This is a genomic window from Streptomyces sp. L-9-10 (assembly GCF_004151105.1).
Lineage (GTDB): Bacteria > Actinomycetota > Actinomycetes > Streptomycetales > Streptomycetaceae > Streptomyces.
The window spans coordinates 83,344-99,167 of sequence record NZ_PHRF01000026.1 but is presented as its reverse complement, the minus strand read 5'-3'; the positions used below and the strand labels follow the sequence as shown (position 1 = coordinate 99,167).

Annotated in this window: 11 protein-coding genes; 6 read left to right on the top strand and 5 right to left on the bottom strand. The window is 70.8% G+C overall.

Annotated elements, in window-relative coordinates:
• The first annotated feature begins 216 nt into the window (after positions 1 to 216).
• The 5 genes from CU044_RS05700 (at position 217) to CU044_RS05680 (ending at position 5,481) form a co-directional block, all read left to right on the top strand.
• A complete protein-coding gene (locus CU044_RS05700) occupies positions 217 to 1,047 on the top strand; it encodes a M24 family metallopeptidase (RefSeq protein WP_129767341.1) in 831 nt (276 codons plus the stop codon).
• Positions 1,044 to 2,843, top strand: coding sequence for an SDR family oxidoreductase (locus tag CU044_RS05695; RefSeq protein ID WP_129767340.1), 1,800 nt, complete (start codon positions 1,044 to 1,046; stop codon positions 2,841 to 2,843). Before CU044_RS05700 ends, CU044_RS05695 begins: the two co-directional genes overlap by 4 nt.
• On the top strand, positions 2,840 to 3,838 hold the full coding sequence (locus CU044_RS05690; RefSeq protein ID WP_193563886.1) for a metal-dependent hydrolase: 999 nt from the start codon (positions 2,840 to 2,842) through the stop codon (positions 3,836 to 3,838). Before CU044_RS05695 ends, CU044_RS05690 begins: the two co-directional genes overlap by 4 nt.
• Positions 3,839 to 3,840: 2 nt before the next feature.
• Positions 3,841 to 4,794, top strand: a complete 954-nt coding sequence (locus tag CU044_RS05685; RefSeq protein ID WP_129767339.1) for a MerR family transcriptional regulator — start codon at positions 3,841 to 3,843, stop codon at positions 4,792 to 4,794.
• A 132-nt stretch (positions 4,795 to 4,926) separates the two neighbouring features.
• On the top strand, positions 4,927 to 5,481 hold the full coding sequence (locus CU044_RS05680) for an RNA 2'-phosphotransferase (RefSeq protein WP_129767338.1): 555 nt from the start codon (positions 4,927 to 4,929) through the stop codon (positions 5,479 to 5,481).
• A 100-nt stretch (positions 5,482 to 5,581) separates the two neighbouring features.
• Here the strand turns inward: CU044_RS05680 and CU044_RS05675 are convergent, their stop codons facing one another.
• Positions 5,582 to 6,481: an LLM class flavin-dependent oxidoreductase gene (locus CU044_RS05675; protein WP_129767337.1), complete on the bottom strand. Its 900-nt coding sequence runs from the start codon at positions 6,479 to 6,481 to the stop codon at positions 5,582 to 5,584.
• Positions 6,482 to 6,656: 175 nt separating this feature from the next.
• On the opposite strand from CU044_RS05675, the gene CU044_RS05670 reads away from it, so the two are divergent.
• Complete coding sequence (locus tag CU044_RS05670) at positions 6,657 to 7,556, top strand: Cof-type HAD-IIB family hydrolase (RefSeq protein WP_240045368.1); 900 nt, start codon at positions 6,657 to 6,659, stop codon at positions 7,554 to 7,556.
• A 186-nt stretch (positions 7,557 to 7,742) separates the two neighbouring features.
• Here the strand turns inward: CU044_RS05670 and CU044_RS05665 are convergent, their stop codons facing one another.
• The 4 genes from CU044_RS05665 to CU044_RS05650 all read right to left on the bottom strand — a co-directional run bounded on the left by CU044_RS05665 (position 7,743) and on the right by CU044_RS05650 (position 15,822).
• Positions 7,743 to 9,449 (bottom strand): GAF domain-containing protein, encoded by a 1,707-nt coding sequence (locus tag CU044_RS05665; protein ID WP_129767336.1) that lies wholly within the window; start codon positions 9,447 to 9,449, stop codon positions 7,743 to 7,745.
• Between the two features lie 20 nt (positions 9,450 to 9,469).
• Positions 9,470 to 13,147, bottom strand: a complete 3,678-nt coding sequence (gene cydD / locus CU044_RS05660; RefSeq protein ID WP_129767335.1) for a thiol reductant ABC exporter subunit CydD — start codon at positions 13,145 to 13,147, stop codon at positions 9,470 to 9,472.
• A gap of 156 nt (positions 13,148 to 13,303) precedes the next feature.
• Complete coding sequence (gene cydB, locus CU044_RS05655) at positions 13,304 to 14,299, bottom strand: cytochrome d ubiquinol oxidase subunit II (RefSeq protein WP_129767334.1); 996 nt, start codon at positions 14,297 to 14,299, stop codon at positions 13,304 to 13,306.
• Between the two features lie 14 nt (positions 14,300 to 14,313).
• Positions 14,314 to 15,822: a cytochrome ubiquinol oxidase subunit I gene (locus CU044_RS05650; protein ID WP_129767333.1), complete on the bottom strand. Its 1,509-nt coding sequence runs from the start codon at positions 15,820 to 15,822 to the stop codon at positions 14,314 to 14,316.
• Positions 15,823 to 15,824 lie beyond the last annotated feature (2 nt).

The following is a 15,824-nucleotide window of genomic DNA, read 5'->3' as shown; positions in this document are numbered from 1 at the left end:
CGGCCGGTTATCCACAGGAACGCCCCGGCCCTTGACGTCGCCGCCAACCATTGTCACATTCATCAGTGTCACGTTACGGACACGTACCGCACACGGAACGGGGTGGGAGACCGGTGGGAGGCGGCGCGGTGACGGGGACGACGTGATGAACGGAGGCGACCCCGGTGACGGGGGCGACGGAGTGGCGGAGGGGACGCAGTGGCCGGAGGGGACGCAGTGACGGACGCACGGACCGCGGAACTGCGGGGGTTCAGGGAGGTGCAGCGCCTGGCGTACGCGTGCGCGGAGGCGGTCGCCGCGCGGCTGCGGCCGGGGGTGACCGAGCGTGAGGCGGCGCGCATGCAGCGCGAGTGGCTCCGTGCCCGTGGTGTGCGCGACTGGTTCCATCTGCCCTTCGCGTGGTTCGGGGACCGTACGGCGTTCGCGGGCTTCCGGATACCGCTGCAGTTCTTTCCCACCGGCCGGCGGCTGGAAGCGGGCATGCCCTTCATCCTCGATCTGGCGCCGGTCCACCGCGGCTTCACGGCCGATGTCGGCTACTCGGGCTGTCTGGGGCAGAACCGGCTGCACGGCAAACTGCTCGCCGACCTTGAGGCGCACCGCGAGCTGATCCTGCGGGAGGTGCGCGAGCGGCGTCCGCTGCGGGAGATCTACCAGGACGTGGACCGGCTGATGGTGCGGCAGGGATACGCCAACCGGCATCGCGCGTACCCGTTCGGGGTCATCGCCCACAAGATCGACCGGGTGAAGGAGCGCCGCTGGTCGCCCCATGTGTTCGGCTTCGGCACCCAGTCGCTCAAGGGGCTGGCGGCCGACGCCCTGCACGGCCATCGGGACGGCTGGTCGCCGCTGTGGAGCCCGTACAGATTCTCCGATCACCCGCCGAAGCCGGGGCTGTGGGCGGTCGAACCCCACCTCGGATTCCGGGGTACCGGCGCGAAGTTCGAGGAGATCCTGGTGGTCACCGACTCCCGGGACCCGGAGCAGAGCGCGTTCTGGCTGGATGACGATCTGCCGCATGTGCGGCGCTGGGCGGAGGCCGTATGAGTAACGGGGCGGGCGGGAGCGGTGGTACGGACACGGGCCTGGCGGGCGCGCGGGTGCGCCGGGTGCGTACGGGCGGGATCGAGCTGTGTGTCGCCGAGCTGGGCGATCCGGCGCGGCCGACCGTCCTGCTGGTGCATGGCTATCCGGACAGCAAGGAGGTCTGGTCGGAGGTCGCGGAACGGCTCGCGGACCGCTTCCATGTGGTGCTGTACGACGTACGGGGCCACGGCAGGTCGACGGCGCCGGTCCCGCTGCGCGGAGGGTTCACGCTGGAGAAGCTGACGGACGACTTCCTGGCGGTCGCCGACGCGGTGAGCCCGGACAGGCCGGTCCATCTGGTCGGCCACGACTGGGGTTCCGTCCAGTCCTGGGAGTTCGTCACGGTCGCGCGGACCGAGGGCCGGATCGCCTCCTTCACTTCGATGTCGGGACCCTCCCTCGACCATATGGGGCACTGGATCAAGCAGCGCGCCGCGCGGCCCACTCCGCGCCGGGCCGGCCAGCTCCTGGGGCAGGGCGCCAAGTCCTGGTACGTCTATCTGCTGCACACACCCGTGCTGCCGGAGCTGGCCTGGCGCGGTCCGCTCGGCAGGCGGTGGCCGAAAATCCTCCAGCGGGTCGAGAAGATCCCCGGTGGTACGTACCCGACGTCCTCGCTGCCGCAGGACGCGGCGCACGGCGCGTGGCTCTACCGGGACAACGTCCGCGCCCGGCTGCGCAGGCCGCGCGCCGACGCCTCCGCGCACGCCCCGGTGCAGCTGATCACGCCCACCGGCGACGCATTCCTGTCGGAACGGCTCTACGACGATCTGGAGCAGTGGGTTCCGCACCTCGTGCGGCGCACGCTGCCCGCGAAGCACTGGGTGCCCCGCACCCGCCCCGACCAACTGGCCGCCTGGATCGGTGACTTCGTCACGGCCCACGAGGACGGCGGGCTCCCGGACCGCGGTACCGCTCCGCGCGGTCCGTACGCCGAGCGCTTCGGCGGACAGCTGGTGCTGGTCACCGGCGCGGCCAGCGGCATCGGCCGGGCCACGGCCTTCGCGTTCGCCGAGGCGGGCGCGCGGGTCGTCGCGGTCGACCGGGACGCGGAGGGGGCGGCCAGGACCGCCGAGCTGGCCCGGCTGATCGGCGCCCCGGAGGCCTGGGCCGAGCCGGCCGACGTCGGCGACGGGCAGGCGATGGAGGGACTCGCCGAAAGAGTCGCCGCCGAGTACGGCATCGTCGACGTGCTGGTCAACAACGCGGGGATCGGGCTGTCGGGAGCGTTCCTCGACACCACCGCCGAGGACTGGAAGACGGTCCTGGACGTCAATCTGTGGGGCGTCATCCATGGCTGCCGGCTCTTCGGCAAGCAGATGGCCGAGCGTGGCCAGGGCGGCCATATCGTCAACACCGCTTCGGCGGCCGCGTATCAGCCCTCGAAGGCGCTGCCCGCGTACAGCACGTCCAAGGCGGCGGTGCTGATGCTCAGCGAGTGTCTCCGTGCCGAACTGGCCGGACAGGGCATCGGGGTCTCCGCCATCTGCCCCGGCTTCGTCAACACCAACATCACCTCCACCGCGCGTTTCACAGGTGTCTCCGCCGAGGAGGAGGAACGGCGCAGGAAGAAGTCGTCCCGGCTGTACGGTCTGCGCGACTACCCGCCCGAGAAGGTCGCCGACGCCGTACTGCGCGCCGTCGTACGCAACCAGGCCGTGGTGCCGGTCACTCCGGAGGCCCGCGGTGCGCGGCTGCTGTCCCGGATCGCGCCGGGCGCACTGCGTGCCCTCGCTCGGGTGGATCCGCCACTGTGAGCGCCGAGTTGGAGGAGCGGCACCCCATCGCGCCGCGCCGGGTCTCGTTCGACTGGCGCGGGACCCCTTTGCACTGGATACCGGACGAGCCCACCGCCACCCATGTCTTCAATGTGCTGCATCTGTTGCTGCCCGCGGGGGAGCGCTGGTTCGTGAAGGTCTTCAAGGAAAGCCTTCCGCTGGTCACCGACGCGCGACTGCTCAAGGACGTCAAGGGGTTCATGGGACAGGAGGCCACACACAGCGTGCAGCACTCCTATGTGCTGAACCACCTGGCGGAACAGCGGCTGGACACCGGCGCGTACACCCGGCACGTGGACTTCCTCTTCGAGCGGCTGCTCGGCGAGAAGCCGCCCTGGAGGATTCCCCTCCCGGCCAGGAGATGGCTTCTCTACCGGCTGGCGTTCGTCGCGGCGATCGAGCAGTTCACGGCGGTCCTCGGCGACTGGGTACTGCGCGCGGAGGGGCTGGACCGCGCGGGCGCCGACGCGGTCATGCTCGATCTGCTGCGCTGGCACGGCGCGGAGGAGGTCGAGCACCGTGCGGTGGCGTTCGACATGTACCAGCACTGCGGCGGCTCCGATCCGTTGCGGTACGCCCGGCGGATCGGGACGATGTGCGTCACCGCGCCCGTGCTGCTGTGGCTGTGGGCCAGGGGCACCGCCTATCTGATCCGGCACGACCCCCAGCTCGCGGGTCGGCCGCGCTACTCGCTGCGTGCCCACAACAGGGCGGTGGGCAAGGGTCTGCTGCCCACCTGGCGGGAGCTCGGCTCCGCGATACCCCGCTACTTCCGGCGCTCGTACCATCCCTCCCAGGAAGGCTCGTCGCGCAATGCGGCCGACTATCTCGCGACCTCGCCGGCGGCGCGAGAGGCGGCAGGCGGGGCGGCGGGTACGGCGGGCGAGGCGGCGGGTACGGCGGGCGAGGCGGCGGGTACGGCGGGCGAGGCGGCGGGTACGGCGGCAGGCGCGACCCCGGGACGGAGGGAGTGAGCGTGCCAGGGTCCGTTCCGGAGTCCGCGCCCGGCACCGAGTACCGGATCGAGGGTCTCGCGCAGGCCAGCGGCGCCACGGTCCGTACGATCCGCGCCTACCAGGACCGCGGGCTGCTGCCCAGGCCGGAGCGGCGTGGCCGGGCCAATGTGTACGACGGCTCCCATCTCGCCCGGCTGCGGCAGATCGCCGATCTGCTGGACCGGGGCTACACCCTCGCGTCCATCAAGGAGTTGCTGGAGGCGTGGGACGCCGGGCGCGGACTGGGCGGGGTGCTCGGGCTGGTCGCCGAGGTACATGGACCGTGGACCGACGAGGAAGCGGCCAGGATCTCGCGGGCGGAGCTGGACGAACGGTTCGGCACGCGCGATGACGCGGCCGTCGAGGAGGCCGTGGAACTGGGTGTGCTGGAACGTATCCCGGGCCGCGACGACGCCTTCCTCGTCCCCAGCCCTCAGGAGCTGGCCGTGGCGGTGGAGTTGCACGCGGCAGGGGTGCCGCTGCCGGCAATCTCCGGTCATCTGCGGGAGCTTCGCGGCCAGGTCGAGCACATCGCCTCCCGTTTCCTGGAGTTCACCACCGAGCATGTCTTCGCCCGCTGTCTCGGCCACATGCCGCCGACGGACGCTGACGCGGCCGAGGCCGCCGCGCTGGTGCGCCGGATGCGGCCGCTGGCGCGGCAGTCGGTCGATGCCGAACTGGCGCGGGCGATGAGGCTGTTCGCCACCCGTCACCTCCAGCGGCATCTGGAGGTGGACGCCCCTCCCGCGGCCCGGTCCGGGACCCGGGCCGTACAGCTGCCCGCCGAGACGATCCGGGCTGTGGAGAACCTGGTTGGGCCGGAGAGGGTGGCCGCCTTTGTCGCCACGGCCACCGAACGCGAGGTGCGGGCAAGGGCCTTGGACGACTTCACCTCAACCCACAGACGAAACAGTCAAATTGATCAAATAGGTTAAAACGTAAGCTAGTTGTCCACAGATTCGCCAAATAGCCTGTGGATAAACCAAATTGACTGTGGATCAAACCTACGGACCGTCAGCATTTTGAAATGAGTGGCGCGGAACAGCACCACCGGTCACGCTGTTGCGATGACCGGAGTATCCGATGAACGACGCATCGTGAAGGTGTCGAAGTACCTCGCCAAACATCTGCGCCACCAGCCCGAGCGGATCGGCATCACCCTCGACGCGAACGGCTGGGTGCCGATCGACGAACTGATGACCGCCGCCGCCGCGCACGGCTTCCGGCTGAGCCGCGCCGAACTCGACCATGTGGTCGCCGTCAACGACAAACGGCGCTTCACGATCGACGGCGACCGGATCCGCGCCAACCAGGGCCACACCGTCACCGTCGATCTGGAGCTGCCCCCGGCGCAACCGCCCGCGTACCTCTACCACGGCACGGTCGCCCGCAACCTGGAAGCGATCCGGGACGAGGGGCTGCGCCCCATGGACCGCCACCACGTCCATCTCTCACCGGACCGCGAGACCGCGACGAGGGTGGGTGCGCGCCGCGGCCGGCCCGTCGTCCTCCCGGTGGACGCGGGAGCGATGCACCGCGACGGGCTGGTGTTCCACGTGAGCGCCAATGGCGTCTGGCTCACCGACTCCGTACCGCCGCGGTACCTGTGCTTTCCCGGCTGACGGGCGACGGACGACTGCCGACCGCCGACGGTTGACCGCCGACCCCGGCAACCGACCGCTGATCCCCGACAACCGACGGTTGACCGGCCCCGAGCGGGCGCTACCGCCGGAGCTGGGCCGGAGCCTCGGTGGCGATCCGCTCGTAGACCCGCTGGTCGGCGGCGAACTCCGAATCCGGGACGGGGGCGTGCACCGCGATTTCGGTGATACCCAGCTCGAAGTGCCTGCCCGCGAAGTCCACGAACGCGTCGAGCGACTCCATCGGGCCGTTCCGGTCCGGGGTGAAGCCCGTGAGCAGGATCTTCTCCACCTCCGATGCCTCCCGCCCGATCTCGACGCAGGCCTTGCCCAGCCGTTCGATCTGCCCGCTGATGGCGGCACGCGACTGCTCCGGCGTACCCGTCTCGAACAGCTTCGGATCCCCCGTCGTCACCCATGCCTGACCGTGCCGGGCGGCGAGCTTCATCCCGCGCGGCCCGGTGGCCGCCACCGCGAAGGGCAGCCGGGGCCGCTGCGCACACCCCGGGATGTCACGCGCCTCGACCGCCGAGTAGTACGTCCCGTCGTACGTCACCGAGTCCTCGGTCAGCAGCCGGTCGAGCAGTGGCACGAACTCGGCGAACCGGTCGGCCCGCTCCTTCGGCGTCCAAGGCTCCTGCCCCAGCACCGTCGCGTCGAAGCCGGTGCCGCCCGCTCCGATCCCGAGCGTGATCCGGCCGTCCGAGACATCGTCCAGCGAGATGAGGTCCTTGGCGAGCGTCACCGGATGTCTGAAGTTCGGCGAGGTGACGAGGGTGCCCAGCCGCAGCCGCTCGGTGACGGCGGCAGCCGCGGTGAGGGTCGGCACCGCCCCGAACCAGGGCCCGTCGCGGAAGGTCCGCCAGGACAGGTGGTCGTAGGTGTACGCGGTATGGAAACCGAGCCGTTCGGCTCGCAGCCATTCGTCACGGCCTCCGTCGTGCCAGCGGCGGACGGGCAGGATCACGGTACTCAGACGCATGCCCCTGACGATACGGGTGCGTCCGGAGCGGACGTCCGGCCGGGCACGGAGCCCACGCGCGACCGGGCACGGAGCCCACGTGCGACCGGGCATCAGGGCCGCCGACACCCGCCAGGCCCACTCAGATGTGCGCCCCTCCGCACTCTCGTGCGTATCCGTACGGGAGAATGGACGCGTGACCTCGCCCCATGGACCCGCGCCCGACGACTCCCCGCTCCCCGCCAGCCCCCGGCTGATCGCCACCGATCTCGACGGCACACTGCTGCACGACGACAAGTACGTCTCGGAACGTACGATCGCCGCGCTCGCCGCCGCCGAGGAGGCCGGTATCGAGGTCTTCTTCGTCACCGGCCGCCCGGCCCGCTGGATGGATGTCGTCAGCGAGCATGTACACGGCCACGGGCTGGCGATCTGCGCCAATGGCGCCGCGGTCGTCGATCTGCACGCGGGCGGAAAGCTGTTGCAGGTCCGCCCCCTGGAGCGCGAGACCGCCCTGGCCGTCGTCCAGGCGCTGCGCGACGCCGCGCCCGGCACGACCTTCGCCGTCGAGCAGAGCACCGGCATCCATTACGAGCCGGCGTATCCGCCCTTCCACCAGGATCCGGGCGCGACCATCGCCACCGCGGAGAAGCTCCTCCAGGTACCGGAACAGGTCCAGGGACAGCAAGCGGAGGACGGGGCCGCCGCCCCCGTGCTGAAACTGCTCGCCCACCACCCCGATCTGACGCCCGACGGCTTCCTCGCCGTGGCCCGTACAGCGGTGGGCGACCGCGCCATCATCACCCGCTCCAGCCCGAGCGCGCTCCTCGAGGTCAGCGGCCCCGGGGTCAGCAAGGCCAGCACGCTCGCGCTCTGCTGCGCCCAGCGCGGCATCTCGTCCGACGAGGTCGTCGCCTTCGGCGACATGCCGAACGATCTGGAGATGCTGACCTGGGCCGGGACGTCGTACGCGATGGGCAACGCCCACCCGGACGTACTGGCCGCCGCCTCCGGACGTACGGTCACGAACAACGAGGACGGCGTCGCGATCGTCATCGAGCAGATCGTGGCCCGCCGCTTGGCAGACGGACACTGAACGGACGGACACTGAGCAATCGGTCACCGGCCAGGCAGTCGCACACTGAGCGGACGGCACTGAGCAGACGCACGCCAATCAACCGGACGCCAATCAACCGGACGCCGATCAACCGGGCCCCGCGCGACCAGCACCGAGCGGCCGGGGCCCGGCCCGCGAGGAAGACCGCCTGGCAAGCACCGCTCCCTACAGCGGGACCTGCCACACCACCGTCGTACCGCGCCCGCGCTCCCCGAGTCCCGGCTCGCACGTGCTCGATCCACCCAGCGAATCCGCCCGTCGCCTGAGGTTGCGCAGCCCGCTGCGCCGCCCGCCCGCCGGAATTCCCACCCCGTCGTCGCCGACCGACAGCCGGACCGCGCGCCTGCCGTCGGGAAGCCGGACGGTGGAATCGACGACGACCTCGATCCGGGTGGCGTGCGCGTGCCGGAAGGCATTGGACAGGGCCTCCCGGAGCGCGGCGATCAGGTTCTTCCCGGCGAGTTCGCCGACGGAGTCGACCGGGCCGACGAAGCGGTGGGCGGGCCGGAAGCCCAGGGGCACGGCCGCCATATTGATCTCCCGCAGCACCCGGGTACGCATCCCGGGCGGGGCCTCGGCCGGTCCCTGCTGGAGCGCGAAGATCGCCGTACGGATCTCCTGGATCGTCACGTCCAGTTCCGCGACCGCCCTGTCGATCCCGTGGTGCACCTCCGGCGCCACCATCTCTCCGCGCTGGGCCCGCTCCAGCGTCATCCCGGTGGCGAACAGCCGCTGGATGACCAGATCGTGGAGGTCACGGGCGATCCGGTCGCGGTCCTCCAGTACGGCCAGCCGTTCCCGGTCCCGCTGCGCCTCGGCCATCATCAGGGCCAGCGCCGCCTGTGCGGCGAACTGGGCGGCCAGCGCGCGTTCCCGCGGGCTGAACGGGCGCGCCCCCCGCGTGCGCGGCATCATCAGCGCGCCGAGCACCCGCCCGTCGGTCCGCAGCGGCAGCAGCATGAGGGGGCCGAACCCGGAGGCCAGCCCGGTCACCAGCCGCGGATCGTCGGCGGCGTCGTCCATGAAGACGGATTCGCCGCCCAACAGAGCCGCGACGGCGGGGGCCGCGGCCGGGACGGAGGAGCCCACGCGCAGCGCCGGATGCTCCGAGGACACGGCCACGACCTCCAGGCTGCCGTTCCGCGCGCGCAGCATCACCGCGCACATGGCCGAATCCGAGAGTCTGCGACCCTGCTCCGCGACGACGGAGAGCGCGTCGTCGGCGTCACCACCGGAGAGGAGAGTGGTGGTGACCGCGACCGAGCCGTCGATCCACCGCTCGCGCTGCCGGGCCGCCTCGTACAGCCGGGCGTTGCCGATGGCCGCCCCGGCCTCGGTGGCGAGCACCCGCAACAGGCGCAGATCACCGTCGTCGAACTCGCCCCCGTCCGCTTTCTCCGCCAGATAGAAATTGCCGATCGTCCGGTCCCTCAGGCGGACAGGGACGCCGAGGAAGGTCCGCATCGGCGGATGGCCCAGCGGGAATCCGACGGCGCGCGGATCGGTCGTCAGATCGGTGAGCACGATCGGGTCGGGGTCCCGGATCAGTGCGCCGAGGAGGCCGCTCCGTCCGTCCGGTGTGTGCCCGATCCGCCGGGCCACCTCCTCGCTCGCCCCGTAGGTCACGAAGTCCGAGAGGCCCCCACCCTCCTCGTCGACCACACCGATCGCCGCGTACCGGGCGTCGGCGAGTTCGGCCGCGGTCTCACAGATCCGGTCGAGCGTGGAGTGCTGTCCGAGACCGGAGCCGGCCGAACACATCGCCTCCAGCAGCTGGGGCACACGCGCGGCGGTCTCGGCGGACAGGCCCTCAAGGCTGGTTGCCGCGCGGGCGGCGGCTTCGAGGGGGTCCTTGGGTTCGGGCACGTCCATGCCCATGAGCCTAATAAGTCCTATTTGACAGGGAAAGTCGACTTCTCGGCTTCCAGGAGGTCTCCGGCTCGCTCGCGTGCGAGCATCCGGCGCAGCGGCCCCTCGTCGGCGGCCAGTTCGGCGTACGAACCGCGCTGTACGGGGCGACCGCCGTCGAGGACGATCACCTCGTCAACGGTGTCAAGGCCCTGCAAACGGTGGGTGATGAGCAGCGTTGTCCGCCCCTCGGTCGCCGCCAGCAGATCGGTGGTCAGTGCGTCGGCCGTTGCCAGGTCCAGATGTTCGGCCGGCTCGTCGAGCACCAGCACCGGGAAGTCGGCGAGGAGCGCGCGGGCCAGCGCGAGCCGCTGCCGCTGCCCCCCGGAGATCCGTGCGCCGTGCTCGCCGACGAGCGTGTCGAGTCCGGCGGGCAGGGTGTCGACCCAGTCGAGCAGCCGGGCCCGGCGCAGGGCGTCGCGCAGTTCGTCCTCGGTCGCGTCCGTACGGGCGAGCCTCAGGTTCTCCCGAACGGAGCTGTCGAAGAGATGCGCGTCCTGGGCACACAGCCCCACGAACCGCCGGACGGTGTCCCCGTCGAGTGCGGCCGTGTCGGTACCGCCGAGCCGGCAGTCGCCCTCGCGCGCGTCCAGGAAGCGCAGCAGTACCTGAGCCAGCGTCGTCTTGCCCGAACCGGAAGGCCCGACGACGGCGACCCGCTTCCCGGCGGTCAGCGTCAGATCGAAGCCGCTGAGCGCGTCCCGCCGCTGCCCCGGGTACCGCGCGGCCAGCCCGCGCACTTCCAGGGGGAACGGCGATACGGGAGGTGCGGCCGGCCGCTCGGGCTCCCGTACGGGTACGGGCGCGTCCAGCACCTCGCACACCCGCTCCGCGCTGCGCCGGGAGCGCTGCCGGTACTGCACGGCGAGCGGCAGCCCCGTGACCGCCTCGAACGCGGCGAGCGGGGTCAGGACGACCACGGCCAGTTCGACGCCCGCGAGCCGTCCGTCCGCCAGGGCCCCGACCCCCACGTACGCGGCCGCCGCGACGGTCAGCCCGCAGACCAGGGCGGTGAGCCCGCCGCCGAGCGCGTTGGCGCTCGCGCCACGGGAAGCGATGGCCGTCAGCGTCCCGTCCGCCTCCCGCGTCCCGCGCATCCGCCTCGTCAGCGCGCCCGCGACGGTCAACTCGGCGATGCCGCTGAGCAGATCGGCGACGCGCGTGGCGAGCAGTCCCCGTGCCGGGGCGAGTCGCCGCTCGGCCCGGCGGGTGCGGGCAGCGCTCAGGAGCGGTACGCCCACACCGGCGACGAGCAGCCCTCCGGCCAGTACGGCGCCCGCCTCGGGCAGCAGCCACGCGGTGAATCCGACGGCCCCGGCCCCGACGAGCAGGGCGGAGCCGACCGGCAGCAGCCACCGCAGCCAGTAGTCCTGGAGTTCGTCCACATCGGCGACCAGCCGGGACAGCAGATCGCCGCGCCTGGTCTCGCGCAGTCCGGCCGGCGCGATGCGCTCCAGCCGCCGGTATACGGAGACCCTGAGGTCGGCCAGCATCCTGAGCACCGCGTCGTGCGACACGATCCGCTCGGTGTACCGGAAGACGGCCCGCCCGATGCCGAAGGCGCGGGTCGCCGTCACCGCGACCATCAGATAGAGAACGGGCGGCTGCTCGGAGGCGCGTGAGATGAGCCAGCCCGACACGGCCATGAGCCCGACGGCGGAGCCGAGCGCGCAGCTCCCGAGGACCAGCGCGAGCACGAAGCGGCCACGGAGGGCGCCTACGGCGGCCCGCATCCGCGCGAGCGGAGCCCGTGCCGCGGCGCTCCCACCGTCCCCTCCGTCCCGGCCTCCGTCTCCGCCGTCCACCGCGCCGAAGGCGGCGGGCACGGCGCGTTCTTCGTCGGGCGGGGGCAGCGCGGGAAGGTCACCGAGGCCGAGACCCGGACCGGACTCCTCGATCGCCGACCCCACCGACCCCACCGACGTCATGGACGCCAGGGGGGTCAGAGGCGTCAGGGGCTGCGCCATGGATACCGGCGGCCCGGACAGCTCCGGCCCCGCGGATCCCGCCGTACGTTCGAGGGGCCCCGCCCGCTCCGTGAGGGTCACCACCCGGTCCGCCACCGCGAGCAGCGCCGGCCGGTGGACGACCAGCAGTACCGTACGGCCCACCGCCAGGCGCCGTACCGCCTCGACGATGCCCTCCTCCGTCTCGCCGTCGAGCGCCGCCGTGGGCTCGTCGAGCAGCAGCAGCGGCCGGTCCGCGAGGAAGGCGCGGGCCAGCGCGAGCCGTTGCCGCTGGCCCGCCGAGAGCCCCGCCCCGTCCTCACCGAGCACGGTGTCCGGTCCGTCCGGGAGGGCCGCCACGAAGTCGTACGCCCCCGCGTCCCGCAGCGCGTCCCGTACCGCCGCGTCGTCCGCGTCCCGCCGGGCCAGCCGTACGTTCTCCGAGACCGTCCCGGCGAAGAGATACGGCCGCTGCGGCACCCACGCGATCCGTTCGCGCCAGCGCTTCTGGTCGAGGGAGGCCAGATCACGGCCGTCCACCCGCACCCGGCCCTCGTCGGGTACGGCGAAGCCGAGAACCACATGCAGCAGGGTGGTCTTGCCAACACCGCTGGGACCGACCAGAGCGACGGTCTCCCCCGGCTCGACCGTCAGCGTCGCCGCGTCCAACGAGGGCTCCGTACGACCCTGATGGCGGACCGTCACCCCGTCCAGCTCCAGCCGCAGCGCGCCCGGCACCTTCCCCGTACCGCCCGCCGGAGGCTCGGTCTCCAGCACCCTGAAGATCTCCTCGGCCGCCGAAAGCCCTTCGGCCGCCGCGTGGTACTGCGCCCCCACCTGCCGGATCGGCAGATATGCCTCGGGGGCGAGAACCAGCACCACCAGCCCGGTGTACAGATCGAGTTCGCCGTGGACGAGCCGCATCCCGATGGTGACGGCGACCAGCGCCACCGACAGGGTCGCGAGCAGCTCCAGCGCGAACGACGACAGGAAGGCGATCCGCAGCGTACGGAGGGTGGCCTGCCGGTACTCCGAGGTGATCGTGCGGATCGCCTCGGCCTGCGCCTTGGCCCGGCCGAAGACCTTGAGGGTCGGCAGCCCCGCGACCACGTCCAGGAAGTGGCCCGACAGCCGGGAGAGCAGGCGCCACTGACGGTCCATCCGGGCCTGGGTGGCCCAGCCGATGAGCACCATGAACAGCGGAATCAGCGGCAGGGTCACCACGATGATGGCCGCCGAGACCCAGTCCTCCGTGACGATCCGGGCCAGGACCGCCACCGGCACCACCACGGCGAGCCCCAGTTGTGGCAGATAGCGCGCGAAGTAGTCGTCCAGCGCGTCGACCCCACGGGTGGCGAGCGCGACCAGCGAACCGATGCGCTGCCCGCTCAGCCATCCCGGGCCCAGCTCGGCGGCCCGCTCCAGCAGCCGTCCGCGCAGTTCCGACTTGACCGCGGCGCTCGCCCGGTGAGCGGCCAGCTCCGTCAGCCAGGAGACCAGAGCCCGCCCGACGGCGACCGCCACCAGCAGCAGGAGAGGGGTACGCAGGTCGGCGCCGTCGAACCCACGCTGGAACGCCCCGACCACCACCTCGGCGATGAGCATCGCCTGAGCGATGACCAGCCCCGCGCCGGCCACTCCGAGGACCACCACCGCCACCAGGAAGAAGCGGGTGGCCCGCGCATACCGGAGCAGACGAGGGTCGATTGGTTTCACGTGAAACACCTACTCCTACTGCTCTGCCGCTACTGCCCTGCCTGCGCCCCGGAGCCATATGGTCCGGCGGCTCGCGGTCCGGCGCCGCATGATCCGTGCCCGCGTGATCCGTGCCCGCGTGATCCGGCGCCACGTGGTCCGGCGCCTTCGCCGCGGCTACTCGGCGATGTGCTGCGTACCGATCCGCTTACGGAACACCCAGTACGTCCAGCCCTGATAGAGCAGCACGACCGGAGTCGCGATCCCCGCGCACCACGTCATGATCTTCAGCGTGTACGGGGTCGACGAGGCGTTCGTCACCGTGAGGCTCCACGCCTCGTTCAGTGAGGAGGGCATGACGTTCGGGAAGAGCGTCAGGAAGAGCATCGCGACCGCGGCCACGATCGTGACGCCGGAGAGCGCGAACGACCAGCCCTCACGCCCCGCCGCGATGGCCCCGATGGCGGCGGCCAGCGCCGCCACGGCGACGATCATCGCGACCAGGCTCTTGCCGTCCCCGTTGTCCGCCTGGGTCCAGAGCAGAAAGCCGAGCGCCAGTACGGCCGTGACCGCTCCGAGACGAAGGGCCAGCTTCCGCGCCCTGAACCGGATGTCCCCCACCGTCTTCAGCGCGGCGAACACCGTGCCGTGGAAGGTGAAGAGGGCCAGGGTCACCAGCCCGCCGAGGATCGCGTACGGGTTGAGCAGATCACCGAGGGTGCCGACGTACTCCTTCTGCGCGTCGATCTTCACGCCCCGCACGATGTTGCCGAAGGCGACGCCCCACAGCACCGCGGGGATCAGGGAGGTCCAGAAGATCGCGTTCTCCCAGTTGCGCTGCCAGTTCTCCTCGGGCCGCTTGGCCCGGTACTCGAAGGCGACACCGCGCACGATCAGACAGACCAGGATGAGCAGCAGCGGCAGATAGAAGCCCGAGAAGAGCGTGGCGTACCAGTCGGGAAAGGCGGCGAAGGTGGCCCCTCCGGCGCTCAGCAGCCACACCTCGTTGCCGTCCCAGACGGGCCCGATGGTGTTGATGAGGACCCGTCGCTCCTTGCGGTTCCGGGCCAGCAGCTTGGTCAGGATCCCGATACCGAAATCGAATCCCTCGAGGAAGAAGTAGCCGGTCCAGAGGACGGCGATCAGGACGAACCAGACGTCGTGGAGTTCCATCGCTCCTCAACTCCTCAGTACGAGAAGGCCATCGGCCGGTCGGCGTCCGTGTGGTCGCCGCCGATCTTGGTGGGCGGGTTGAGGTCGGCGTCCGTGAGCTCCGGCGGCCCGGCCTTGACGTACTTGACCATCAGCCTGACCTCGACGACCGCGAGGACCGCGTACAGCAGGGTGAAGACGATCATCGAGGTGAGCACCTCGGCCTGGGAGACGCCGGGGGAGACGGCGTCGGCGGTGCGCAGCACTCCGTACACCACCCACGGCTGGCGTCCCGTCTCGGTGAAGATCCAGCCCCAGGAATTGGCGATCAGCGGGAAGAGCAGCGTCCAGAGCGCGGTGATCCAGTACCACTTGGCGAATTTCGGACTGAGCGCCTTCTTCCGGAAGAGCACCAGATTCGGCACTTCGTCCTCGCCGGTCCGCAGCGCGGGTGGCAGCAGGAACTTCTTGCGCGTCAGCCACAGCCCGACCATGCCGATGGCCAGGGACGCCATGCCGAAGCCGATCATCCAGCGGAATCCCCAGTAGGCGACGGGGATGTTGGGCCTGTAGTCGCCGGGACCGAACTTCTCCTGCTCGGCCTTGTTGATGTCGTTGATGCCGGGGACGTACGAGCTGAAGTCGTTGTTGGCGAGGAAGGAGAGCATCCCGGGGATCTCGATGGCGACGTCGTTGTGCCCCTTGTCGACGTCCCCGTAGGCGAACACGGAGAACGGCGCGGGCGCCTCGCCCTCCCAGAGCGCCTCGGCCGCGGCCATCTTCATCGGCTGCTGCTTGAACATGACCTTGCCGAGGGTGTCGCCGCTGACGGCGGTGAGCAGTCCGGCCGCCATGACGGTGATCAGACCGAGGCGCAGTGAGGTGCGCATCACCGGGATGTGGCGCTTGCGGGCCAGGTGGAAGGCCGCGATACCGACCATGAAGGCGCCGCCGACGAGGAAGGCGGCCGTGATCGTGTGGAAGAACTGCGTGAGCGCCGTGTCCTGGGTGAGCACCGCCCAGAAGTCGGTGAGCTCAGCCCGGCCGGCTTCCTTGTTGATCCGGTAGCCGATCGGGTGCTGCATCCAGGAATTGGCCGCCAGGATGAAGTACGCGGAGAGGACCGTGCCGATCGAGACCATCCATATACACGCCAGATGGATCTTCTTGGGCAGCTTGTCCCAGCCGAAGATCCACAGCCCGATGAAGGTGGACTCGAAGAAGAAGGCGATCAGCGCCTCGAAGGCGAGCGGGGCTCCGAAGATGTCTCCGACGAACCGCGAGTAGTCGGACCAGTTCATCCCGAACTGGAACTCCTGCACGATGCCGGTGACGACACCCATCGCGATATTGATCAGAAAGAGCTTGCCCCAGAACTTCGTGGCCTTGAGGTACTTCGGGTTTTCCGTGCGCACCCACGCCGTCTCCAGCCCCGCGGTGAGCGCGGCGAGCGAGATCGTCAGGGGGACGAAGAGGAAGTGGTAGACGGTGGTGATGCCGAACTGCCATCGCGCCAGGGTCTCCGGCGCCAGAGCGAGGTCCACGT